This window comes from Flavobacterium sp. GQ95 (genome assembly GCF_059758655.1).
Genome location: NZ_JCAXEB010000004.1, coordinates 60,419 through 84,165, shown reverse-complemented (window position 1 = coordinate 84,165; position 23,747 = coordinate 60,419). Strand labels below are relative to the sequence as shown.

Annotated in this window: 21 protein-coding genes and 1 other RNA gene; 15 read left to right on the top strand and 7 right to left on the bottom strand. The window is 32.7% G+C overall.

What is annotated here, in order from left to right:
- The first annotated feature begins 7 nt into the window (after positions 1-7).
- The 7 genes from AC6CH4_RS09860 to AC6CH4_RS09830 all read left to right on the top strand — a co-directional run bounded on the left by AC6CH4_RS09860 (position 8) and on the right by AC6CH4_RS09830 (position 7,175).
- Positions 8-1,129 carry an N-acetylmuramoyl-L-alanine amidase family protein gene (locus AC6CH4_RS09860; protein WP_498102472.1) on the top strand — a complete coding sequence of 374 codons (1,122 nt, stop codon included), beginning with the start codon at positions 8-10 and terminating at the stop codon, positions 1,127-1,129.
- Positions 1,130-1,179: 50 nt separating this feature from the next.
- Entirely contained in the window at positions 1,180-2,145 is a 966-nt protein-coding gene (locus AC6CH4_RS09855; RefSeq protein WP_498102470.1) for an MlaD family protein, read from the top strand.
- Positions 2,146-2,151: 6 nt separating this feature from the next.
- Positions 2,152-3,489 carry a 4Fe-4S dicluster domain-containing protein gene (locus AC6CH4_RS09850; protein WP_498102468.1) on the top strand — a complete coding sequence of 446 codons (1,338 nt, stop codon included), beginning with the start codon at positions 2,152-2,154 and terminating at the stop codon, positions 3,487-3,489.
- A gap of 126 nt (positions 3,490-3,615) precedes the next feature.
- On the top strand, positions 3,616-4,407 hold the full coding sequence (locus tag AC6CH4_RS09845) for a (Fe-S)-binding protein (protein WP_056194314.1): 792 nt from the start codon (positions 3,616-3,618) through the stop codon (positions 4,405-4,407).
- Positions 4,408-4,500: 93 nt separating this feature from the next.
- Entirely contained in the window at positions 4,501-4,983 is a 483-nt protein-coding gene (locus AC6CH4_RS09840) for an ABC transporter ATPase (protein ID WP_072972053.1), read from the top strand.
- A 607-nt stretch (positions 4,984-5,590) separates the two neighbouring features.
- The gene (gene bshA, locus AC6CH4_RS09835) at positions 5,591-6,727 is read left to right on the top strand and encodes an N-acetyl-alpha-D-glucosaminyl L-malate synthase BshA (RefSeq protein ID WP_498102465.1); all 1,137 of its coding nucleotides are present in this window, start codon (positions 5,591-5,593) and stop codon (positions 6,725-6,727) included.
- A gap of 25 nt (positions 6,728-6,752) precedes the next feature.
- Complete coding sequence (locus AC6CH4_RS09830; RefSeq protein ID WP_498102463.1) at positions 6,753-7,175, top strand: protease complex subunit PrcB family protein; 423 nt, start codon at positions 6,753-6,755, stop codon at positions 7,173-7,175.
- 110 nt (positions 7,176-7,285) lie between these two features.
- Here the strand turns inward: AC6CH4_RS09830 and AC6CH4_RS09825 are convergent, their stop codons facing one another.
- Together AC6CH4_RS09825 and AC6CH4_RS09820 are read right to left on the bottom strand one after the other, a co-directional pair.
- Positions 7,286-7,783, bottom strand: coding sequence for a hypothetical protein (locus tag AC6CH4_RS09825; protein WP_498102461.1), 498 nt, complete (start codon positions 7,781-7,783; stop codon positions 7,286-7,288).
- Positions 7,784-7,945: 162 nt separating this feature from the next.
- Positions 7,946-8,773: a UDP-2,3-diacylglucosamine diphosphatase gene (locus AC6CH4_RS09820; RefSeq protein ID WP_498102459.1), complete on the bottom strand. Its 828-nt coding sequence runs from the start codon at positions 8,771-8,773 to the stop codon at positions 7,946-7,948.
- A gap of 188 nt (positions 8,774-8,961) precedes the next feature.
- Here AC6CH4_RS09820 and aroC point away from each other — a divergent pair, with 188 nt between their 5' ends.
- The 3 genes from aroC (at position 8,962) to AC6CH4_RS09805 (ending at position 13,680) form a co-directional block, all read left to right on the top strand.
- Complete coding sequence (gene aroC / locus AC6CH4_RS09815) at positions 8,962-10,020, top strand: chorismate synthase (protein WP_498102457.1); 1,059 nt, start codon at positions 8,962-8,964, stop codon at positions 10,018-10,020.
- A gap of 53 nt (positions 10,021-10,073) precedes the next feature.
- Positions 10,074-11,357 carry a dicarboxylate/amino acid:cation symporter gene (locus tag AC6CH4_RS09810; RefSeq protein ID WP_498102455.1) on the top strand — a complete coding sequence of 428 codons (1,284 nt, stop codon included), beginning with the start codon at positions 10,074-10,076 and terminating at the stop codon, positions 11,355-11,357.
- Positions 11,358-11,523: 166 nt separating this feature from the next.
- Positions 11,524-13,680, top strand: a complete 2,157-nt coding sequence (locus AC6CH4_RS09805) for a response regulator (RefSeq protein ID WP_498102453.1) — start codon at positions 11,524-11,526, stop codon at positions 13,678-13,680.
- On the opposite strand, the gene AC6CH4_RS09800 is transcribed toward AC6CH4_RS09805, so the two are convergent.
- Complete coding sequence (locus AC6CH4_RS09800) at positions 13,677-14,927, bottom strand: DEAD/DEAH box helicase (RefSeq protein WP_498102451.1); 1,251 nt, start codon at positions 14,925-14,927, stop codon at positions 13,677-13,679. The genes AC6CH4_RS09805 and AC6CH4_RS09800 overlap by 4 nt on opposite strands.
- A 135-nt stretch (positions 14,928-15,062) precedes the next feature.
- Complete coding sequence (locus AC6CH4_RS09795) at positions 15,063-16,100, bottom strand: formimidoylglutamase (protein ID WP_498102449.1); 1,038 nt, start codon at positions 16,098-16,100, stop codon at positions 15,063-15,065.
- A 96-nt stretch (positions 16,101-16,196) separates the two neighbouring features.
- On the opposite strand from AC6CH4_RS09795, the gene AC6CH4_RS09790 reads away from it, so the two are divergent.
- Positions 16,197-17,075: a DUF8428 domain-containing protein gene (locus tag AC6CH4_RS09790; protein ID WP_498102447.1), complete on the top strand. Its 879-nt coding sequence runs from the start codon at positions 16,197-16,199 to the stop codon at positions 17,073-17,075.
- 89 nt (positions 17,076-17,164) lie between these two features.
- Here the strand turns inward: AC6CH4_RS09790 and hutI are convergent, their stop codons facing one another.
- Both hutI and AC6CH4_RS09780 read right to left on the bottom strand, forming a co-directional pair.
- The gene (gene hutI / locus AC6CH4_RS09785; protein ID WP_498102445.1) at positions 17,165-18,403 is read right to left on the bottom strand and encodes an imidazolonepropionase; all 1,239 of its coding nucleotides are present in this window, start codon (positions 18,401-18,403) and stop codon (positions 17,165-17,167) included.
- A gap of 107 nt (positions 18,404-18,510) precedes the next feature.
- Complete coding sequence (locus tag AC6CH4_RS09780; RefSeq protein WP_498102443.1) at positions 18,511-19,563, bottom strand: glutaminyl-peptide cyclotransferase; 1,053 nt, start codon at positions 19,561-19,563, stop codon at positions 18,511-18,513.
- Between the two features lie 88 nt (positions 19,564-19,651).
- Between AC6CH4_RS09780 and ffs the strand changes: the two genes are divergently transcribed.
- The 4 genes from ffs to AC6CH4_RS09760 all read left to right on the top strand — a co-directional run bounded on the left by ffs (position 19,652) and on the right by AC6CH4_RS09760 (position 22,084).
- Positions 19,652-19,749: signal recognition particle sRNA small type (ffs, locus tag AC6CH4_RS09775), an RNA gene on the top strand.
- 174 nt (positions 19,750-19,923) lie between these two features.
- Positions 19,924-20,727: an SDR family oxidoreductase gene (locus tag AC6CH4_RS09770; protein WP_498102441.1), complete on the top strand. Its 804-nt coding sequence runs from the start codon at positions 19,924-19,926 to the stop codon at positions 20,725-20,727.
- Between the two features lie 118 nt (positions 20,728-20,845).
- Positions 20,846-21,502: a fructose-6-phosphate aldolase gene (fsa, locus tag AC6CH4_RS09765; protein WP_192187922.1), complete on the top strand. Its 657-nt coding sequence runs from the start codon at positions 20,846-20,848 to the stop codon at positions 21,500-21,502.
- An 87-nt stretch (positions 21,503-21,589) separates the two neighbouring features.
- Positions 21,590-22,084, top strand: coding sequence for a hypothetical protein (locus AC6CH4_RS09760; protein ID WP_498102439.1), 495 nt, complete (start codon positions 21,590-21,592; stop codon positions 22,082-22,084).
- A gap of 91 nt (positions 22,085-22,175) precedes the next feature.
- Here the strand turns inward: AC6CH4_RS09760 and AC6CH4_RS09755 are convergent, their stop codons facing one another.
- Positions 22,176-23,645, bottom strand: a complete 1,470-nt coding sequence (locus AC6CH4_RS09755) for an MFS transporter (RefSeq protein WP_498102437.1) — start codon at positions 23,643-23,645, stop codon at positions 22,176-22,178.
- Positions 23,646-23,747 lie beyond the last annotated feature (102 nt).

The window sequence follows — 23,747 nt, the reverse complement described above, 5'->3', positions numbered from 1 at the left end:
TAGATTTATGAACATATTTAACAAAACTAGGCTAATATTTAGTTTTCTTCTAACTATAATTTCATTTTGCGCATACAGTCAGGCAAATGTTTTTAAGGTAACACTTGATGCCGGACACGGTGATCATGACTTTGGAGCCGTCTATAGCGGAAGAATCGAGAAAAATATTGCATTGGCCATTGTGTTAAAAGTTGGAAAAATTTTAGAAGACAGCCCAAATGTTAATGTCATTTATACCCGTAAGACGGATGTTTTTATCGATTTGGTCGAAAGAGCCAATATTGCTAACAGAGCCAACTCAAATATTTTTGTTTCTATCCACTGTAATGCAAACAAAAATACTGCTGCAGACGGAACCGAAACTTATGTAATGGGTTTAAGTAAAGTAGCATCGAATCTTGAAGCTGCGAAAAAAGAGAACTCGGTAATTACTTTGGAGAAAGATTATAAACGTAAGTATGAAGGTTACGATCCGAATTCTCCGGAATCTATGATTGGAATGACCTTAATGCAGGAAGAATATTTAGATAATAGTATTGCATTGGCCAGTAAAATCGAAGATAATTTTGACAGATTAGGAAAAAAACTTCGTCAGGGTGGGGTAAAACAAGCACCATTTATGGTACTGCATAAAGCTTATATGCCTAGGGTTTTGGTTGAAACTGGTTTCGTTTCGAACCCTACTGAAGGAAATATTTTAAATTCGGAAGAAGGTCAAAATGATATCGCCAAAGCTATCGCTGAAGCAATTATAAGTTACAAAAGAGAGTATTTTGGTTCTGGAGTTCCGGAAGTAATGGATGCTAGACCAGCAAAAGATACTGCTAAACCAAAAACGGTTATAGCTGCTCCGACAACAAACAAAAATGCAACAAAAGGAACTATCTTTAAAGTACAATTGATTGCCAGTATTAAAAAGACACCTTTAGAGCCAAAGAACTTTAAAGGACTGAAAAATGTGACGATGTTGTATGAAAATAATATTTATAAATATTTCTACGAGGAAACTTCAGATTATCAGGCGGCACAAAAATATTTGCAAGAAGCTAAAAGTAAAGGATATGGGGCTTCTTTTTTAATAGCATATAAAGACGGAGAAAAAATCAGTATTCAGGACGCCACTAAATAATAGCCACAAGTTCGAATATTTATATTAATTTTGTACAAACACTTAGAATTTTGAAACTAACAAGAGAAATTAAAACGGCTATTTTAGTCATCGCGTCAATTTTATTATTTATTTGGGGCTACAGCTTTTTAAAAGGCAGAGATCTTTTTACAAATTACAAAACATTATATGTAGAATATGATAATGTTGAAGATTTATCACAATCAGCTCCGGTAACCTTAAACGGACTGGGAATTGGTAAAGTAAATAAAATTACAATCAACGAAACAACGGGTAGATTATTAGTTGAACTTCAGTTAAAAACTGATTTTCCAATTTCTAAAACCAGTAAAGCAGCATTATATTCTCCGAGTTTAATCGGAGGAAAACAAATTAAAATTATTCCGAATCTTGCGGATAAAGACCCTGCGGTAGATGGGCAAACCTTGGAAGCAACTATAGAATTAGGATTAACAGAATCTTTAGGCGGTAAAATAGAGCCAATTCAGCAAAAATTAAATCTAATGCTGGCAAACATAAACACGCTTGTTAGCGGGTTAAACAATGTTTTGGATAAAAAAGGCCAGGAAGATTTGAAAAAGTCATTGTCAGAATTGAGTCAGACAATGGAGCAATTTCATAGAGCCTCAGGAAGTCTTAATTCTATTTTAGATACTAACAAAGCACAGATTAATGGAGTGGTAACAAACTTTAATAAAATGTCAAGCAACTTCAATAAAATATCAGATTCTTTAAGTAAAGCCGATCTTGGAAAAACAGTTAGAAACTTAAACCAAACTTTAGCAAAAGTAGATGGTATTATGACTAACTTAAACTCAGGAAAAGGTTCTGCAGGTAAATTATTGAATGATGATGCTTTGTATAATAATTTAGCTAAAACTTCAAAAGAGCTTGAATTATTATTGCAGGATGTTCGATTATATCCAACACGTTATGTAAATGTTTCTCTTTTTGGAAAGAAAAATAAACCATACGTTGCACCTGTAGAAGATGCCAATACAACCGACAAAAAATAATAAGGAATGAGTTATTTAGATAATATTTTATTCGCTATACTTCTGATAGCTGGTTTTGGTTTTTTTGCATCTAGTGTAAAAAAAATAATCAGGAACATAAAATTGGGAGTTGATGTAGATCGAAAAGACAATCCGAAAGCACGTTGGGCAAACATGGCATTGATTGCTCTTGGACAATCTAAAATGGTGAAACGTCCTGTTGCTGGTGTATTGCATATTATTGTATACGTTGGATTTATTATCATAAATATAGAATTACTTGAAATTATCATTGATGGATTATTTGGAACTCATAGAATTTTTGCACCTTATTTAGGTGTAGTTTATGATGTTTTAATTGCTTCATTTGAAATATTGGCAATACTGGTAATTTTTGCTGTTACCGTTTTCTGGATTAGAAGAAACATTGTTAGAATGAAACGTTTTATACATTCAGATTTAAAAGGTTTTCCTAAAAGTGATGCTAATTATATTCTGTATTTTGAAACGGTATTGATGATTTTGTTTTTATTGATGAACGCCTCTGATTTGCATTTACAGAATGTTCCGGGAGGATTTTCTCATTTTTATAAAGCAGGAACTTTTCCTGTAAGTCAATTTATCGCCCCGATGTTTAATGGAATGTCGAATGAGTTGGTTATGATGTTGTTTGAAGTTTTCTGGTGGGTTCATATTGCGGGTATTTTAGTTTTTATGAACTATCTATACTTTTCTAAACACTTACATATTCTTTTGGCTTTTCCAAATACCTATTTTGCAGATTTAAATCCGAAAGGGAAATTTGATAATTTAGAATCGGTTACAAAAGAAGTTAAGTTAATGATGGATCCAAATGCTGATCCGTTTGCAGCAGCGCCGGTTGATGAAAATGCAACGCCGAGTAAATTTGGCGCAAGCGATGTTCAGGATTTAAATTGGGTGCAGTTATTAAACGCTTATACGTGTACAGAATGCGGGCGTTGTACATCAGCTTGTCCGGCAAATCAAACGGGTAAAAAATTGTCTCCTCGTAAAATTATGATGGATACAAGAGATCGTTTGCAGGAAGTAGGAAAAAATATTGATGCCAATAAAGGTGTTTTTGTTCCGGATAATAAAACATTATTAAACGATTATATTACACCGGAAGAATTGTGGGCTTGTACCTCTTGTAATGCTTGTGTTGAAGAATGTCCGGTAAATATTAGTCCGTTGTCTATTATTATGGATATGCGTCGTTATTTGGTGATGGAACAAAGTGCTGCTCCAATGTCATTGAATGCTATGATGACGAATATTGAAAATAATGGAGCACCATGGCAATACAGTCAACAAGACAGATTGAACTGGAAGAACGAGAACTAGAATTAAAAGGTTACTTGTTTAACAGTTTAATTCATTGAATAAAATATAAAGGTTTTTAGTGGAGGTTATAGTAGAGAGAGTGCGATTAACCAATTTAACGATTAACCGATTTAACAACAAAAGAAGATGTCAGAAAGTTTAGTAGTGCCAACAATGGCTGAAATGCTAGCCGAAGGAAAACAGCCAGAAGTTTTATTTTGGGTGGGTTGTGCAGGAAGTTTTGATGATAGAGCAAAAAAAATTACCAAAGCATTTGTACGTATTTTAAATCGTACTAATGTTTCATTTGCAGTTTTAGGTACAGAAGAGAGTTGTACCGGAGATCCTGCAAAACGTGCTGGAAATGAATTTTTGTTTCAGATGCAGGCCATGATGAATATTGAGGTTTTAAATGCATATGAGGCTAAAAAGATTGTTACAGCTTGCCCGCATTGTTTTAATACTTTAAAAAATGAATATCCTGAATTGGGTGGTCAATATGATGTAATTCATCATACTGAATTTTTAAAGTCATTAATCGATGAAGGAAGATTGACTGTTGAAGGCGGCCAGTTTAAAGGGAAAAAAATCACTTTTCACGATCCTTGTTATTTAGGAAGAGCGAATAAAGTATACGAAGCACCTAGAGATTTAATTCAGAAACTTGATGTTGAATTGGTCGAAATGAAACGCTCAAAAGCAAATGGATTATGCTGTGGAGCTGGTGGAGCACAGATGTTTAAAGATGCTGAACCAGGAAACAAAGAAGTGAACGTGTTGCGTACCGAAGATGCTTTAGAAGTACAGCCAGACATCATTGCAGCTGGTTGCCCATTCTGTAACACGATGTTAACTGACGGTATTAAACATCAGGAGAAAGAAGGACAGGTTAAAGTAATGGATATTGCGGAGTTAATTGCTAATGCACAAGATTTGTAAAAAAAGGTTCTGAGCTGCTAAGATACTAAGGTTCTAAGTTTTTGAGCCTGAAACCTGAAACCTGAAACAAATAAACTAAAAGAAAAATTAAAAATGTATATACCTTTTGAAAATTTACCTGGTGAATCCAGAGTTTGGATTTATCAATCAAACAGAAAATTTTCTGAGGAAGAATTTTCTGAAATTGAAACTGACCTAAAAGCTTTTGTTGAAGAATGGGCGGCGCACGGAACGAGTTTAGAAGCTTCGTATTTATTGAAATACAACCGATTTATTATTCTCGCAGTGAATCAGGAAGTACAAGCAGCTACAGGATGTTCTATTGATAGCTCTGTTGAATTTATTCAGAGTTTAGAGAAAAAGTACAACGTTGATTTGTTAGATAAAATGAACGTAACTTTTAAAAATGGCGAACATATCGCACACAAGACATTAATCGATTTCAAGAAAATGGTTAAAGATAAATCAGTTTCTGAGAATACGATTGTGTTTAATAATTTGGTAAACAATATCGAGGAATTTAATGAATCTTGGGAAGTTCCTGCTGCTGATAGCTGGCATAGCAGATTTTTCTAAGAGAAGTTTATAATATATGAAAAGGCATAAAATTTAGGTTTTATGCCTTTTTTGTTAGACGAAATACTAGTTAAAGACATGAAAAAATGAAGATTAGAAAGATAAAAATAATTATAATGCTTTTCATTCTGATAATGATTGAATATTTAGTATTGGATTATTATACAGGTAGAATGTTTTATGGTTTGCATCCGCCTGATTGATAGTTACTAAATTTTCAAGTATTACTTTCTTATAAAAACAAAAACCTCTATACTAGCCCCGATGGGAGCGATATCCTTTTATGGTGGGGTTCACCATAAAAGATATAGTGGACAGCGGGACGGGTCGTTCTTTTGAAAATGAAACTTCTGCTCCTGATAAAAAATATGAATTATTAGTTATGAATTATGAGTTTGACTGAGACAAAAGGGCTTATAAAGATTTTGTTAAACTAAAAGATATAAGAATTTTAAGAAGTCTATGATCTAATGGTTTAAGCAAGTTTAATATTCTAAAGATCTAACAATCTAATAATCTGATAAATCGAATATTCACAAAAATCTAACAAATGAATACTTCGATTAAACGTGATTTTTGAGTACTTTCGTAGTACTAAATTTAATACATGAAAATAGCAATAGTTTGTTATCCGACATTTGGCGGAAGTGGGGTTGTAGCCACAGAATTAGGCCTCGAATTAGCCAGACGCGGACACGAAATCCACTTTATTACCTACAGTCAGCCGGTTAGGTTGGCACTTTTAAATCCTAATGTTCATTATCACGAAGTAAACGTTCCTGAATATCCTCTTTTCCATTATCAGCCTTACGAATTGGCTTTGTCAAGCAAATTGGTTGATATGGTGAAATTATATAAAATTGAAGTTCTTCATGTACATTATGCAATTCCACACGCGTATGCAGGCTATATGGCCAAGCAAATGCTAAAAAACGAAGGAATTAATTTGCCGATGATTACAACGCTTCACGGAACGGATATTACATTAGTTGGAAATCATCCATTTTATAAACCAGCCGTAACTTTCAGTATCAATAAATCAGATTATGTTACTTCGGTTTCACAGAGTCTGAAGGATGATACCTTGAAATTATTCAAAATCAAGAATAAAATAAAGGTAATTCCAAATTTTATTGAATTGGATAAAGTTAAGAAAGATCCGACTGCTCCTTGTCACCGTTATGTTATGGCGAAGGAAAATGAGCGCATTATTACTCATATCAGTAACTTTAGAAAAGTAAAACGTATTCCGGATATTATTAAGATTTTCTATAATATTCAGAAAGTGATGCCTGCTAAATTAATGATGGTGGGTGATGGTCCTGAAAAAGAGAAAGCGGAGATTCTATGCATGGAATTAGGGATTTACGATAAAGTAATTTTCTTTGGAAACAGTAATGAAATCGACAAGATTTTATGTTTGACAGATTTGTTTTTGCTTCCGTCTGAAACAGAAAGTTTTGGTTTGGCTGCTTTAGAAGCAATGGCTTGTGGTGTTCCGGTTATTTCCAGCAATTCAGGTGGGCTTCCCGAAGTTAATTTTGATGGCGTTTCCGGATATTTGAGTAATGTTGGAAATGTTGAGGAAATGGCTGCAAATGCGATTAAAATTCTGGAAAATGATGAAGTTTTAAATAAGTTTAAAGAGAATGCTCTTGAAGTGGCAAAGAAATTTGATATCAAAAACATACTTCCAATATACGAAGCCCTATATCAAAAAGCAATTGATGATTATAAAGGTTAGAAACATTAATTTTAAAGTAACGTAAATGAAAAAAGTAATTTCGGTTTTAGCAGTTTTTGTTTTAATTTCTTGTGGAGCAAAAAAAACATCAGATTCAAAAGCATTGTATGAAGTTTTAACAACACAATCAGACGGCGGTGGAAATATCAAGTTTTATGAAATTTTGACAGAACCAAATGAGATCAAAATGTTAGAAAATGATCCTCTTTTGGCTGATAAAATGAAACAGGCTGATATTAATACTTCTAACTATGTTATTTTGAACATGGGGGAGAAAAATACTGGTGGGTATTCTATTGGAGTTGAAAAAGTAGAAGAAACCGATAAAAATATTATTATCACTGTTAAAGAAAATAATCCGGCTGCGGATGCTATGACAATACAAGTGATTACTTATCCTTATACAGTCGTGAAAGTTCATTCAAAAAAAGAAATTATTATTAAGTGATTTCTCGACTTACAACAAGTACACTTTGACTTCGCTTAGTGTGACAAATAAAAAAAACCTGTCGTAATTTAAGGCGACAGGTTTTTTTACAATTATTTTTTAATTTTTATTTAGAATTTGAATTTGATTCCTAAACCAACATCAAATCCAAAGTTGTCATCGTCATAATATCCTGAACCAATTTCAGGTCTTGCATCTAATGATAATAAAATAGGCACTTCTTTAAATCCATATTCAATACCAATATCTCCTGCAGCAAAAACGTAAGTTCCGCTATCATTATATTTTACATTATTGTTGTAGTAATCATGATCCCACGCTGCGATACCAGCACCAACACCAGCGTACCAGTTAAAACCTCCATCGATGTTCCAAACCCATTGGTAAAGACCAACTGCTTTAATAGCGTCAACGTCGCTACTGTTTCTCCATCCTAAATCAAACTCAAGTCTGTTTTTTTGAGATAAACCTCTTTGGTATGATATCTCTCCTCCAAATCCGTTATTGTCTCCTAAACGTAATCCAAGGGCGTTTTTAGCGATGTCTTGTGCTTGAGCTGTAAACGCTAATCCAAATAGCATAATGGCAGATAAAATGATTTTTTTCATAAAAAATGGTTATTAATTTTTGTCAAATGTATAATTAGGACCAATCATAGAACGTATAAGATTCCTTAATATTGTTATATAATTCACATTTTATGCATTTGTCAACTCGCATGTTAAAATGCGGAGGTCAATAATAACGCCATGTTTCTTGTTTTTAGATAGTTATTTCTTTGTTATAAAGGAAGTAATTAACTGGGAAGCAACAATGTCTTCCATTTCAAATAAATTTTCATCTTCTCCAGTTAAATTTGATTCAGCGTAAGAAAATAATTTCCAACGTTTTTTATGATATTCCAATGCTGTTAAATTTTCAACCCAATCACCAGAGTTCAGGTATAAAGTAGATCCGTGTTTGTTTTCTTTGGTAACAATTTTTGGTTCATGAATATGTCCGCAAATTACATAATCATATTTTTTTTCGATGGCCAAATCAGTTGCTGTAGTTTCGAAATCTGAAATAAACTTCACTGCTTTTTTTACGCTGGCTTTAATTTTTTTTGAAAATGAGTATGGTTCGCGACCTAGTTTTGCTAAACACCAATTGGCAAATCGATTGCTCAGAATTAAATAATCATAGCCTAAACCGCCTAATTTTGCTATCCATTTGGAGTGCTGTACAGAAGCATCAAAAACATCTCCATGAAAAATCCAGGCTTTTTTATCGTCTAAATCTAAAACAAGTTTATCTAGCAACGCAAAATTCCCCATATTCATGTCGCTGAATTTACGAAGGATTTCATCATGGTTTCCAGTGATGTAATACACTTTTGTACCTTTAGTAGCCATCCCAATAATTCGTTGAATGACTCTTAAATGCGCTTTAGGAAAATATGATTTTCTAAATTGCCAGGCATCAATAATGTCGCCGTTTAGGACTAAAGTTTTTGGTTTAATGCTTGATAAGTAGTTGTTTAGTTCTTTGGCGTGGCTTCCGTAAGTCCCTAAATGAACATCAGAAAGAATAACCAATTCGACATTTCTTTTTTTCAATTTTTCTTGATTTGAAGTTTAGCAAATAAAAGAAAACTGAAGTAGTTTTGTTTTATCAAAAGGTTATCAATTTGGCTTCAATTTTAATAAATTATGATTTTTAGCCAACTTAACCTTTACTTAATAATACCAACTTTAAATTTTTTAATTTAATTCATAAAACTTACATTTGCTCAAAACAAATTACAATGGCAGGAAATAGCTACGGCACCCTATATAAAGTTACAACATTTGGAGAATCTCATGGTGAAGCTTTAGGCGGAATTATAGATGGATGTCCATCAGGAATACAACTTGATTTAGAAGCAATTGAAGTTGAAATGTCTCGAAGAAAACCAGGACAATCAGCAATTGTAACACAAAGAAAAGAACCAGATGCAGTTCAGTTTTTATCTGGAATTTTTGAAGGAAAAACAACCGGAACTCCGATTGGTTTTATTATCCCGAATACCAATCAAAAATCAGATGATTACTCGCATATAAAAGATAACTACAGACCAAGTCATGCAGATTACGTATACGATCAAAAGTATGGTTTTCGTGACTATCGCGGAGGCGGAAGAAGTTCTGCAAGAGAAACTGCCAGTAGAGTAGTGGCGGGTGCTATTGCAAAACAAATGTTACCTGAGATTAAAATTAATGCTTACGTTTCATCTGTTGGGCCAATTCATTTGGATACTCCTTATCAGGATTTGGATTTTTCAAAAATTGAAAGTAATCCTGTTCGTTGCCCGGATGAAAAATCGGCTGCAATTATGGAAGAATATATTCGTGATATCCGTAAACAAGGGGATACTGTTGGGGGTATTGTTTCATGTGTAATTCAGAACGTTCCGGTTGGTCTGGGCGAACCAGTTTTTGATAAATTGCATGCAGAACTTGGCAAAGCAATGCTTTCTATCAATGCGGTAAAAGGTTTTGAATACGGAAGTGGATTTTCAGGATCTGAAATGAAAGGAAGTGAGCACAATGACTTATACAATCCTGACGGAACTACAAAAACAAATCTTTCCGGCGGAATTCAGGGCGGAATTAGTAACGGTATGGATATCTACTTTAGAGTAGCCTTCAAACCTGTTGCAACTATCATGCAGACTCAGGATTCATTAGATAATAAAGGAAATATTACACCAATGACAGGTAAAGGCCGTCATGATCCGTGTGTAGTACCTCGTGCAGTGCCAATTGTTGAGGCAATGGCGGCGATTGTTTTGGCTGATTTTTATTTGATCAACAAAACATATTAATAAAAGTTAAGGCAGTGAGGGTCTTAATATTTTAATTTAAAACAAACAAATTAATGCAGCAAATTACAGAAACCAAAAAAAAATCATTTCTTTCAGGACTAACCGGGCAAATTATAATTGCAATGGTTCTTGGAGCTACTTTAGGAATTATATTGCACAATTATATTTCGCCAGAAGCAGCGCAATCGTTTAGCAATAAAATAAAAATGTTAGCCACCGTATTTATACGATTGGTACAAATGATTATTTCGCCTTTAGTATTTACCACTTTAGTAGTTGGAATTGCCAAACTTGGAGATATAAAAACGGTTGGAAGAATTGGAGGAAAGGCGCTTGGATGGTTTTTTACAGCTTCTTTTATATCCTTATTAATTGGTTTGTTTTATGTCAATATTTTAGAACCGGGAGTAGGTTTAAAATTAGATCATGTCGACATGGCAGCAGCCTCAGAAGTAACGGGTAAAACTAAAATACTTTCTATTGAGAATTTTGTTGAGCATATTGTTCCTAAAAGTATTTTTGAAGCAATGGCAACTAATGAGATTTTACAGATTGTAATATTCTCAATCTTTTTTGGATTGGCAGCAGCTTCATTAGGAAGTACTGTGAAGCCAGTAATTAATGCATTAGATAAAGCGTCGCATATTGTTTTGAAAATGGTAAACTATGTAATGAACTTTGCTCCAATTGGAGTTTTTGGGGCCATTGCGGGTGTGTTTGCTGTAAGAGATGCTGAGGAGTTAGTAATTACCTATTTTAAATTCTTTGGATCGTTCCTAATAGGAATCAGTACATTATGGGTTATTTTAATCGCAGTTGGTTATATTTTCCTGAAAGGAAGAATGACAGAGTTATTAAGACGTATTATTGGACCATTGGCAATTGCTTTTGGAACAACTAGTAGTGAAGCTGTTTTTCCAAAATTAACTGAGGAATTGGAAGAGTTTGGTGTAAAAGATAAAATCGTATCTTTTATGTTACCGCTTGGATATTCTTTTAATCTGGACGGGAGTATGATGTACATGACTTTTGCCAGTATATTTATCGCGCAATTTTATGGCGTTCACCTGGATATAGGTACTCAGATGGTAATGCTTTTGGTTTTGATGTTAACCAGTAAAGGAATTGCAGGTGTTCCAAGAGCTAGTTTAGTGGTGGTTGCGGCAACATGTGGTATGTTTGATATTCCGGTTGAAGGAATCGCATTAATTTTACCTATTGATCACTTTTGTGATATGTTTAGAAGTGCTACAAATGTTTTAGGAAATGCTCTTGCAACTTCTGTAGTTGGGCAATGGGAAAATAATAAGGAAATAGAAGCTAATTTTGAAAAATAAATAAGAAAATATTTATATATATTGTCAATTAAGATAAGATTAAAGAGATAAAAAAATAAAAGAAAAAGCTGTATTTTTAAAGTAAATACAGCTTTTTTTTATTTTTAAGCGTATATTTGAGAAAATTAGCCGACCTATGCCCCGTATGCGGATTTTTTTTCTTCTTATGTTATTTCTGAATTGTTTTTTCAATTCAGCGAATGCGCAATCGGAAATAATTTCAGATGCGAAAATTAATAAACTTGTTAAGCAGGCCTGGGAAGATTTTAAGGAGACCAATTTCGAAAAATCATTAATTACTTCGCGTGTAGCCTTAAATTATGCAACCTCCTCAAAAAATAATTATTTAATCGCAAAATCCTATAAGATTATTGCAGGCAATTATAATGAATTATCAGAGTTTGATAAGGCTATTTTTTTCTATAATAAAAGTTTAAATTACGCCAATAAAACCGATAACGATTCGATAAAATATAGTCTTCATAATAATTTAGGGAATATATATTGTTTTGAAAAAAAACAGTTTGATAAAGGAATTAGTTATTATAAAAAATCAATTGCTTATAGCTTAAAAATAAACAACATCAGTCAGGTTTATTTTACAAATGTAAATATTGCCTGGGCTTATTTTGATATAGGAAAATTTAAAGAGGGTTACCCTTATTTAAAGTTTGTAGGCAACAACATTGAGAAATATGGTGATGAATCAACAGAAATTGTTGTAAACATGTTGAATGGAATGTATGCCAGTTTCAGAAATGAAAATGACATAGCAAATGTTTATTTTATAAATGCAATAGAAGCAGGAAAAAATAGCGATGAGAAATCAGATTTGTCCTATGCCCATTTAGAATATTCCAAGTTTTTAACTAAAATGGAGAAATATAAAGAAGCTTACGAAAGCCTAACTTCATACAATAAAATTACAGAAGAATTATATAACGAAGAAAAACTTAAAAAAGCTTCGATAGCAGGTTTTAATCTTGAATTGGACGAATACAAAAGACAAATTGATAAAATTGAAAATGAAAAAATTTCACAATATCAAAGTCTTAAAAAATCCCGGATTATTGTAATTCTGTTTGTTTTGATTTCACTTATTCTGATTTTTTTGATTATTACCCTGATTAAAAATATTAGATTTAAAAAACAAAACAATTTAGAGCTTTTAAAAGCAAAAGAAATCGCAGAAGAAGCCTCACTACTCAAAACTCAGTTTATATCGACTATAAGTCATGAATTGCGTACACCTCTGTACGGTGTTGTTGGTATTACGAATATGTTATTAGAAGAACATAAAGAATTATCTCAAAGTCAGCATTTGAGTTCATTGAAATTTTCTGCACGTTATTTATTGTCTTTGGTAAATGATATTTTGCAGATTAATAAAATTGAGGAAAATAAAGTTGTTCTTGAAAATCTGACATTTAATATTTCAGATGAAATTACAATGATTAAAAATTCACTTTCTTTTCTGTCACAGAAAAACAATAATAAAATTAAGGTTGATATTGATCCGTGTATTCCTGAGTATTTGATTGGTGATAAACTGAGATTGGCTCAGATACTTATGAATTTAGTTAGTAATGCACTAAAATTTACTAAAGATGGTGAAGTAGAAATCATTGTTAAGCTTAGTAAAGTTGAAGAAAGAATTTATTTTTTAGAGTTTCATATTATAGATAATGGTGTTGGAATTGCTGTTGTAGATCAAGGCAAAATTTTTGAAAAATTTGTTCAGGTTGGAAGAAAAGACGAAGATTATCAGGGAACCGGATTGGGATTAAGTATAGTGAAAAGACTTTTAGGACTTTTTGGAAGTACGATCAATTTGGAAAGTGATATTGGTGCAGGAACTTCATTTTCATTTGTAATTCCGTTTGAACATAATCCTCAAAAAACCAAGAATATTATTAATGAAATAGAGGTTGATTTAACATCTAATGAAGTATATAAAATTTTAATTGTTGAAGATAATCTGATCAATCAGTTGGTTACAAAAAAGATTATTGAAAAAAATAATTATGTATGTAAAGTAGTTGATGATGGTTTTAAAGCTTTAGAAATTTTAGAAAATGAAAATTTTGACCTAATTTTAATGGATATTAATATGCCTTTGATGAATGGATTTGAAACAACTAAAAGAATTCGTTTGCAAGATGTAAAAACTCCAATTGTAGCCTTAACTGCTTTTGATAAAGACGAAATAACAGATGAAGCAATTTCAGCTGGAATAAATGATATTATAGTGAAACCGTTTGAACCAGTTAAACTATTTAAAATTATCAGTTACTTAATAAAAGAAACAAAAAACGTTGGTTAATACCAACGTTTTTTGTTTTGCTTAGAAGCGTTTGATTTTCTTGATTTATGAGCCCCGCCGCTTCGGTTAGAATTTTTCGGCTTTTCTGCTGTTGCTTCCGGGCTTCCGGAATGCCACGGATAAGGATGGTCGTTAATTGTCTTTACATCTACTTTTATTAGTTTTTGAATGTCTTTCCAATAGGGTTCTTCATCTTTACCACAAAATGAAATAGCAATTCCACCATTTCCTGCACGTCCGGTTCTTCCAATTCGGTGAACATAGGTTTCAGGAATATTAGGCAAATCAAAGTTGATTACAAATGGCAATTGATCGATGTCGATTCCTCTTGCAGCAATATCTGTAGCGACAAGAACACCAACTTCTTTATTTTTAAATGCATCCAAAACACGTTGTCTTGCATTTTGTGATTTATCACCGTGAATAGCCTCAGCAGGAATATCTTTTTTACGAAGTGCTTTTACAACATTATCTGCGCCATGTTTGGTTCTTGAAAAAACAAGTACATTTGATAAGTTTTCATTTTTTATTAAATGATATAATAAATTTCTTTTCTCTGTTTTTTCAACAAAATAAACACGTTGTTCTACAGTTTCAGCAGTTGATGAAACTGGAGAAACTTCTACTTTTGCAGGATCTTGCAAGAACATTTCAGCCAGTTCACGAATCGCAATTGGCATCGTCGCAGAGAATAATAAAGTCTGGCGGTTTTTAGGAGTTAATTTTACGATCTTTTTCACATCGTTTATAAATCCCATATCCAGCATTTGATCGGCTTCATCTAAAACCAAGGTGTGTAAATGATCTAAATCAAGAAATCCTTGTTTTTGTAAATCCAGTAATCTCCCCGGAGTTGCTACCAAAATGTCAACACCATTTTTTAAAGTGTCAACCTGGGGATTTTGAGAAACGCCACCAAAAATGGTTAATTGCGTTAAGTTGGTGTATTTAGCATAAGTATCAAAACTTTGTCCAATCTGAACCGCTAATTCACGTGTTGGTGTAACTATAAGGGCACGAATTACTTTGGCTTTTTTTGTTGAACCAACAATTCGGTGTAACTGATGTATGATTGGAATAGCAAATGCCGCTGTTTTTCCTGTACCCGTTTGCGCGCACCCAATTAAATCTCTTCCTGATAAAACGATCGGGATAGATTGTTCCTGAATGGGAGTGGGGTTTAGGTAGCCTTCTTCAAATACGGCTTTTTGTATACTTTTTGAAAGTGATAAATCTTCGAATAACATATCTTAGGTATTAAGATTTTAGTTTAAAGTACTAAAATTCTGTGCAAAGATAGGTTTATTCAGCCAATCGTTTATTTGAATTGGGGTTTATTTGGGAAATACACTAATTTTTGGTTATTTAAATTTCAGTTAAGATTAAATTTTTTCGTTGTTTGCCTTAATGAAATCGGTTATCAAATAGCCAATTAGTTTTCCTATTAAATTGTTGTTTGGAGAATCAGCTAAATCTGGTGCTCCTTCGCAAATGTGTAAATAAGTGGCATTTTTATGTTGTCCAAAGAAAGAAACAAACTGTCTTAATTCTTCTACTGAGAATCCACTAATCGTCATGGCACTACTGGCGATATTTGGAATGGCGTCCAAATCAATTTCGATACCATAAGAATCATTTTTGATAAATTCTAAGGCCATAATCATTTCCTTGTTGAATTCTTTTTCTTTTCGAATATTTACACTGTCATACGTATTATAACGTACACGATCTTCTAATTTTTTAATGATATCCAGAACACTTTTTGATGTATAATTTTCATGCAAACCAAAAATGAAGTATTTTTTCAGAAAACCTTCTTCATAAGCATAAGAGAAACCGTTTCCGCTGTGACGTCCTTCTAAAATTCTGAAATCAGAATGGGCATCAAAATTAATGGCGTTTATAGGTTTTCCTTTGGCTAAAGCTGAACCTTTTATATTTCCATAGGCATTGTTATGTCCTCCACCAATAATAATTGGAGTCTTTCCTGCTTTGACAATAGTAAAAATAATATGTGAAACTTCCTTGTCAATTTTTTCAACTAACTGACTTAATTTTGAACGGTCGTCGATGTCGTTAAAATCCAGATTTTCAACATCGCGCATTTCTTCAGCAACATTTATTTGCCCTAAAACAATAATCTGACTTCCTTTTGAAAAACGATTATGCTGAATATTAGCGATGCTTTTTATAGCACATTGCCATGCCGATGCAGCTCCGGGTCTTCCGTAATTTGCACGCACGCCAATATCTTCAGGAATTCCCAAAAGCACATATTTAGCCTCACTTTCTTTTAGAAAAGTAATTTTGTCAACACCTTTCGGGATGACAATCATCTTTTCTCCAAACTTTATTTCACCACTTCGGTGGTTTGTAACTTTTGCTAAATCATTAACAGTAAAAGGAATTAGTTTCTCCATAAAAAAAAATATTGCTCAAAAATAATATAATTGTATTAACTTACGTTATTAGGATATATTAATTCTTAAATTTGTTTTTAAAGAAAATTATTAAATATGGAAAACCCAAAGAACAACAACTCAAGTCTAAAAGCGGTAATCGCAGTTTTAGCAGTCCTATTGATCGGTAGCTTAGTGTATATTTTTAAATTGTCTTCTGATACAGAAGTAGTTAAAACAGAGCTTACAACAACCATGACAGAAAAAGAATCTGTTATGAAAGATTTACAAGAATTGAAGTCAACTTATGATGCTGCTATCGCTGAAAACACATCAATGTCTGATGAACTAATCCAGGAAAGAGACAAAGTGGTCGCTTTGATGGACGATTTGAATAAATCTAAAGGAGATGTATCTAAATACAGATCTCAGGTTCAGGCAATGCAAGGTAAAATGAAAACTTTAGTTGCTGAAAACGATGAATTGAAAAAACAAAATGGTGTTCTTACAGTTCAAAGAGACAGTACAATTGTGGTTTTAGGAGAGTCGAAAAAATACAATGAAGTATTAGTTGGTCAAAATGAAGAATTGGCTAAAACGGTTGAAAAAGGTTCTAAATTATCAGTTTTAAATACTAAAACAATTGCTTACAAAGTAAAAGGTTCTGGTAAACAAGTTGAAACAGATAAAGCAAGTCGTGCTGATGTTTTAAAAGTTAGTTTTACAATTGCTGAGAATCAAATCGCAAAATCTGGAGATAAAACCTATTATGTACAGGTTATTGACAGTAAAAACAATGTTTTAGGAGATAAAAAAACAGAAACTTTTGGTGATAACACATTGACTTATAGTTTTAAAACTACTGTTCAATATGAAAATAAATCTGTAAATGTTTCTGAAGATTTAATTGGTAAAGATTTCGAAAAAGGGACTTATTTTATCAATGTTTTTGATAATGATGAGTTAGTTTCTAAAACTAGTTTCTCTTTGAGATAATAGCGTCCATCGGGATAAATACCACTAAAATATTAAAGGTCTGTGAAGTTTTTTACAGACCTTTTTTTATTAAAAAGAATTTTTAAAAATTAGTTCAGAATTTCTCCTTCCAGAAAAACACTTTCAATTAGATTACTACCAAAAGCATATGGAATCTGATAATAAGACGAAATTGGCTTTGTTAGTATTAAATTTGCTTTTTTTCCCTTTGTAATACTTCCATGGGTTTCTGAAAGTCCCATTGCATAAGCGCCGTTTATTGTTGCTGCGTTAATAGCTTCTTCAGGAGTCATTTTCATTTTGATGCAAGCCGTTGCGACCACAAAATTCATATTTCCGGATGGAGTAGAGCCGGGATTAAAATCTGTTGCCAAAGCAAGAGGTAAACCTGCTTTTATCATTTCGCGTGCAGGTGTATATGGAATACTTAAAAAGTAAGAACACGAAGGCAATGCCACAGGCATCGTTTCAGTGTTTTTTAAAGCTTCGATATCTTCCGGGTTCATAATTTCGAGATGATCAACAGAAAGGGCCTTAAATTTGATTCCAGACTGAATTCCTCCAATAGAGTTGAATTGATTAACATGAATTTTTGGCTTTAAGCCAAATTGAATACCGGCTTCCATTATTTTCTCTGTTTCTTCTACAGAAAAATAACCTGTTTCACAAAAAACATCAATATAATCGGCCAATTTGTTTTGTGCTATTTCAGGAAGCATCTTGGTTATAATTTCATCAATATAACCTTGTTTGTTTTCTTTATAATGCACAGGAAAAGCATGTGCACCTAAAAAAGTTGCTTTAATCGAAATTGGATAATTCTCTGCCAATTTTTTAATAACACGAAGCATTTTCAATTCACCTTCAACGGTAAGCCCGTAGCCTGATTTTATTTCGACAGCTCCGGTTCCTAAATGCATGACTTCCTCTAATCGAAGTTTTGATTGCTCGTAAATTTCTTCTTCAGAAGTTTCGTTGAGTTTTTTAGCCGAATTTAAAATCCCACCTCCACGATTAGCGATTTCTTCATAGCTAAATCCGTTGATTCTGTCTACAAATTCCTGTTCGCGATTTCCTGCGTATACAATATGCGTATGACTGTCGCACCATGTTGGAAGAATAATTCGGTCATTTGCATCAATAATTTTATCTGCTTTGATTTCGGGAAGATTTTCCATCGATCCAAAATCTTCAATCAGATTATCTTTTAGAATAAGAAAAGCATTTTTTATGGTGGGAAGAATTGCCATTTCAGCTCCTGAAACCTTAGAAACTGATGTTTCCCGAACCTGAAGCAGTTCTTTTATATTTTTAATTAGAGTAATCATTACTATTGATTTAGTTGTTTATGTAGTGCTATAAAACATGAATTTCACAAATTATCACTAATCTACTCGTGAAAATTTGTGAAATTCGTGTTTAAATAATTTTGTTCTTATTCAGAAACCGTTATTTCAAATATTTTGCTCCAGTTTTTACCTGTTACGAAAATAGTTTTAGTTTTCGGGTTGTAGGCAATTCCGTTTAAAACATCATCTTTGGTTATGTCTGTCATAAATTTACGCAAACCTGACATGTCAAGGATTCCTTCAACAGCTCCTGAAGTTGGATTTACAACCGCAATAGCGTCTTTAAACCAGACATTGGTGTAAATTTTTCCATTTATCCATTCTAATTCATTAATGGCTTTAATTTTAGAAGCTCCGGAGTATACATTTACATAATCAATCATTTTTTGAGTTGCAGGATCCATTTTCCAGATTTTTTCTGTTTTATCAGTTTGGTAAATATATTTTCCGTCATTTGTCATTCCCCAGCCTTCTATATCTTTGTCGTAAGTAAATGTTTTTTCTAGTTTAAGGGTTTTTGCATCGTAAATAAATCCCGTTTTATTTTGCCAGGTTAATTGAAATAATTTACCATTGATGAAGGTAATTCCTTCTCCAAAGTATTTTTTATCCAAATCTATTTGTTTGTAAATTTTACCTGTCTTATAATCGTATTTTCTCAAATAAGAAGCGCCTTCTTGTCCTGTGCTTTCATACAAAGTGTCATTATAAAACTCTAACCCTTCAGTAAAAGATTTTTTATCGTGCGGATACGAATTGACAACTTTATATTTTAATAATTTTGGTTCAATATCAGAAACAAGTTCTACGCGTTTAGTAGCATCCGAAGAATCAGAGCCAAAATAAACAGTGGCTTTTAAGTATTGATAACCTAGTTTTTGATCTTTTAATTCAAATTTGAATTTTTCAGCTCCTTTTGTACTTCCGACTTTTATATCGTTAATAAAGTAGGCAATACTATCGATTTCCTTTGCATTTGGATTTAAAACTGAGATTGAAATGGCTTCTTGTGGTAAAAAATGAGCAGGAAAAGCAGAATCATCAATAGTAAAAAAAGAATTTTCACCTTTATTTTTATCTCCACATCCAATTAATGTGATTCCTAATAAAATGACAGTTAGGAAGTTATATTTTTTCATAGTTAAAAATTTGAATAAGCCAATATACGACGATATTTTTATAGCAACAAAGCTCTTGCAAAAATATAAAAAGATTGTATATTTGCACCGGCAAGTCCTACACGACCAGCTCCTGCAGACTCCCCCAGGATGGGAACATAGCAAGGGTACGTGGTTGAGCGGTGCGATGTAGGTCGCTTGCCATTTTTTTATTTTTTTAGATTTAATACAAAAGTAGTCTTCCTTCGGGAGGATTTTTTTATTTTTGGACCTGTCGGAAGTTAGAAGTTATATGTGAGAAGTTAGAAGTTTATCTCCTACATCGAGCTCTAATCACAGACAATCACGTTTAACCTATAACATTTAACATCTAACTAAAAAATGAGTAAAGTCGTTTTAATTACCGGAGGATCTTCAGGGATTGGAAAATCTATTGGAGAATTTTTGCATAAAAAAGGTTTCGTTGTTTACGGAACGAGTAGAAATCCCGAAAAAGTTTTGAATTCAATTTTCCCGTTAGTTGCTTTAGATGTTCGAAACGTCGAATCTATTCAATCTGCTGTAGCCAGGATTATTGCAACTTCAGGGCGATTAGATGTTGTGATAAATAATGCCGGAGTTGGCATTACAGGTCCATTAGAAGAAATTCCGATGGAAGAGATCAAAAATAATTTCGAAACCAATTTTTTCGGTCCAATCGAAGTAATGAAAGCGGTTTTACCAAAAATGCGTGAACAAAAATCGGGCTTGATTATCAATATAACGTCAATTGCAGCTTATATGGGATTGCCTTACAGAAGTGTTTATTCGGCATCAAAGGGAGCTTTAGAATTGATTACTGAGGCTTTACGAATGGAAGTAAAGTCATTTGGAATTGAAATTACAAATGTGGCACCAGGTGATTTTGCCACCAATATTGCTTCTGGACGTTATCATGCACCGGTTATACAAGGGTCTGCTTATGAAAAAGTGTATGGAGATACTCTTGCAACGATGAATGAACATGTTGATGCAGGAAGTAATCCGAATGAAATGGCAGAGGCGATTTATAAAATTATGCAACAAAAAAGGCCTAAAGTACACTACAAAGTTGGTGTTTTTATGCAGAAATTTTCTATTGTACTAAAACGCGCTCTTCCAGATAAAGTTTATGAAAAAATGTTAATGAATCATTATAAATTGTAGGCGCAAATACTGTTTTCATTTTTTAAGTTTAATTTAAAATTGATTTTGAAATTGTTATTGCTATTGATTTTGTAATTTTGCACCGAATTTTTAAACACACAATTAAATATAAATAGATATGAAGTTTTTTATTGATACAGCTAATTTAGCGCAAATTAAGGAAGCACAGGCATTAGGTGTTTTAGATGGTGTAACAACAAATCCATCATTGATGGCAAAAGAAGGTATTACCGGAAAAAATAACATTTTGAAGCATTATGTTGACATCTGTAATCTTGTAGAAGGAGATGTAAGTGCTGAAGTAAATGCGTTGGATTATGATGGAATGATTAAAGAAGGTGAAGAATTAGCTGAATTGCATGATCAAATCGTAGTGAAATTACCTATGACTAAAGAAGGTGTAATGGCTGCGAAATATTTCTCAGATAAAGGAATTAAAACAAACGTAACACTTGTATTTTCAGCTGGACAAGCTTTATTAGCAGCAAAAGCCGGAGCAACTTATGTTTCTCCTTTTATTGGTCGTTTAGATGATATTTCTACAGACGGTTTAAATTTAATCGAAGAGATTAGATTGATATATGATAATTACGGATATGAAACTCAAATTTTAGCAGCTTCTGTACGTCATACAATGCACATTGTAAACTGTGCTAAAATTGGTGCAGATGTTATGACAGGTCCTCTTTCTGCAATTTATGGATTATTGAAACACCCTTTAACAGATATTGGATTAGCACAATTTGTGGCTGATTTTGAAAAAGGAAATAAATAATAAAATTTAAAACATTATCAAAGCGCTATCTTTTCTTGTAAAAGATGGCGTTTTTTTTATTATTTTTATTCATCAAATAACCCACATATGAAAAAAATAATAGTATTATTCGTGTTGTTAATGTCTGGTTTGCAGATAAATGCACAGGCTAAAGTTTTGAAATCAGTAAATGAAGCGGGTGATGTTGCTACTTTTGAATTAGATTGTACAGTAAAATTTCAGACACTTGCCAAAGGGTTGAGATATAATATAACACGTCATGAATTTAAAGGTCCGGAAATGAAAAACTCCTATCGTTTGCTCCTGGTAATGGATGGGTTTTATTCTAAAACATTAAATAAGGAAATGACTATCTCGGCAGTTTTAAGTGATGGAACTGTAATTGAAGCCAGAAAAATAATTGAAGACGATGGTTTTTTTGATGGTGCTTGTACATTGAAAATTAAAGATCCTAAAGCGCTTTTAGAAGCCAATATTGATAAAATTATTGTTCATGCCGATAAAGAAGTTGTTTATACATTATCCGAGCAAAACAAAGCTATTTTTAAGAAAAACTTGAACAACATTATTACCGCAAAATAAGATATAATTAGTTTTAATATGAAACAAAAAAATCCCAAATTCCAATTGGTAAAAATTGGAATTTGGGATTTTTTAATTGTTATTTTATAGTTTAGTGACCTCCGCCACCGCCTTCAACGTGATTAATTCCTTGTCTTTTTAGTATTTTAGGACAATAAAAACCGTAGAATCCTAAGTATGCAAATCCGATTAATGGAACAATATAAGAGAAATGTGTCCATGTAATTCCGAAAATTCCTTCAGGGCTGGTAAGGTCAATATCACAGATACTTCCCTGAACCAAAGGAATAACTCCTCCTCCAAGAATCATCATAATTAAAAATGAAGATGCTTTTCCTGTGTTTTTTCCTAAACCTGCAATCGCTAAATCGAAGATAGAAGGCCACATGATAGAAAGGAATAAACCTCCTGAGATAAAGAAGAATTTAGCAATTGAAGGATCTGGACAAACCAATCCAATCAACATCATTAATACGCCTGATATACCGAAAAGCATTAAAGTTTTTCCGGCATTTTTACCTCCCACAAAACTTACAGCTATAAATAGTAGAATCCAGATAGGATAGATATAAAATCCAGAAACGTCATGTCCTGCAAAAATATTAGCTCCAATAATTACTCCAAATGCAATAGCAGGAACAATAAACTTAAGGGCTGTATTTACCAAATTTGAAGTATTGAAAACATTTACTCCACCATTCCAACGACCAATCATTAAACTTCCCCAATAAAGAGCAATAAAAGGAGCGATGGCATCTTCTAAAACATTCCCAAATTCTGCAGTATGAAGAAGAGCGGGTAAATTACTAATAATAGTTACCTCAGTACCAACATAAATAAAGATTCCTAACATTCCTAAATATAGTTGTGGATAGTCTAATATGTTGAATTTTTCGTGCGCTACTTTAACAACTTCTTCCTCTTCTTTTGCAGGATCTTCAATTTTAGAGAAATTCATAAAAATAGCTACAGCTATAAAAGCAAGACCTAAGATGATAAATGGTAATTTGATATCTTCTAATGAAAGTGAAGTTTTCTTGTTGTCTCCCATTCCGAACAATGCAATTCCTAATAGAATAGCTCCAATAGTTGTTCCGAAAGAGTTAATTCCTCCTGCCAACGTTAAGCGATGAGCTCCTGTTGCAGGACTTCCCATTTTAATAGCTAAAGGATTGGCCACAATTTGTTGAATTGAAAATCCTAAACCAACAGTAAACAAAGCTGTTAAGAAGAAAGGGAAACTTTCCATTGTTGCAGCTGGAATGAATAAAAATGAACCAACAGCTGAAAGAACTAAACCAGCTGAAAGTGTTTTTTTGTATCCAAATTTTTGTAAAACATCTACTTTTAGAGAAACTAAAAAGAAGATTATAGATCCTACAAAGTAAGAAACGTAGAATGCCCAGGCTACTAATTGCGATTGTACCTGAGATAAGGTAAATACTTTTTTGAATACTGGAATTAAGATGTCGTTGGCAGATCCAACAAAACCCCAAAAGAAGAAGACGATTATCAATGAGATAAATTGCCCCCACTTGGTTTGCACATTTTCTGAACTCATAATTGAATAAGGTTAATTTTTTAATTTATTGTTTTTTGAAGACCGTAAATATATTTGTTAAGTATATCAAAAAAAAATAAAAAGGTACAAATAATGTTAAAT

Bases quoted from the DNA above. Each gene is read 5' to 3' on its own strand.
- AC6CH4_RS09860 (WP_498102472.1), top strand. From the start codon at position 8: ATGAACATATTTAACAAAACTAGGCTAATATTTAGTTTTCTTCTAACT.
- AC6CH4_RS09850 (WP_498102468.1), top strand. From the start codon at position 2,152: ATGAGTTATTTAGATAATATTTTATTCGCTATACTTCTGATAGCTGGT.
- AC6CH4_RS09845 (WP_056194314.1), top strand. From the start codon at position 3,616: ATGTCAGAAAGTTTAGTAGTGCCAACAATGGCTGAAATGCTAGCCGAA.
- AC6CH4_RS09840 (WP_072972053.1), top strand. From the start codon at position 4,501: ATGTATATACCTTTTGAAAATTTACCTGGTGAATCCAGAGTTTGGATT.
- bshA (WP_498102465.1), top strand. From the start codon at position 5,591: ATGAAAATAGCAATAGTTTGTTATCCGACATTTGGCGGAAGTGGGGTT.
- AC6CH4_RS09830 (WP_498102463.1), top strand. From the start codon at position 6,753: ATGAAAAAAGTAATTTCGGTTTTAGCAGTTTTTGTTTTAATTTCTTGT.
- AC6CH4_RS09825 (WP_498102461.1), bottom strand. From the start codon at position 7,783: ATGAAAAAAATCATTTTATCTGCCATTATGCTATTTGGATTAGCGTTT.
- aroC (WP_498102457.1), top strand. From the start codon at position 8,962: ATGGCAGGAAATAGCTACGGCACCCTATATAAAGTTACAACATTTGGA.
- AC6CH4_RS09810 (WP_498102455.1), top strand. From the start codon at position 10,074: ATGCAGCAAATTACAGAAACCAAAAAAAAATCATTTCTTTCAGGACTA.
- AC6CH4_RS09805 (WP_498102453.1), top strand. From the start codon at position 11,524: ATGTTATTTCTGAATTGTTTTTTCAATTCAGCGAATGCGCAATCGGAA.
- AC6CH4_RS09800 (WP_498102451.1), bottom strand. From the start codon at position 14,927: ATGTTATTCGAAGATTTATCACTTTCAAAAAGTATACAAAAAGCCGTA.
- AC6CH4_RS09795 (WP_498102449.1), bottom strand. From the start codon at position 16,100: ATGGAGAAACTAATTCCTTTTACTGTTAATGATTTAGCAAAAGTTACA.
- AC6CH4_RS09790 (WP_498102447.1), top strand. From the start codon at position 16,197: ATGGAAAACCCAAAGAACAACAACTCAAGTCTAAAAGCGGTAATCGCA.
- hutI (WP_498102445.1), bottom strand. From the start codon at position 18,403: ATGATTACTCTAATTAAAAATATAAAAGAACTGCTTCAGGTTCGGGAA.
- AC6CH4_RS09780 (WP_498102443.1), bottom strand. From the start codon at position 19,563: ATGAAAAAATATAACTTCCTAACTGTCATTTTATTAGGAATCACATTA.
- AC6CH4_RS09770 (WP_498102441.1), top strand. From the start codon at position 19,924: ATGAGTAAAGTCGTTTTAATTACCGGAGGATCTTCAGGGATTGGAAAA.
- fsa (WP_192187922.1), top strand. From the start codon at position 20,846: ATGAAGTTTTTTATTGATACAGCTAATTTAGCGCAAATTAAGGAAGCA.
- AC6CH4_RS09760 (WP_498102439.1), top strand. From the start codon at position 21,590: ATGAAAAAAATAATAGTATTATTCGTGTTGTTAATGTCTGGTTTGCAG.
- AC6CH4_RS09755 (WP_498102437.1), bottom strand. From the start codon at position 23,645: ATGAGTTCAGAAAATGTGCAAACCAAGTGGGGGCAATTTATCTCATTG.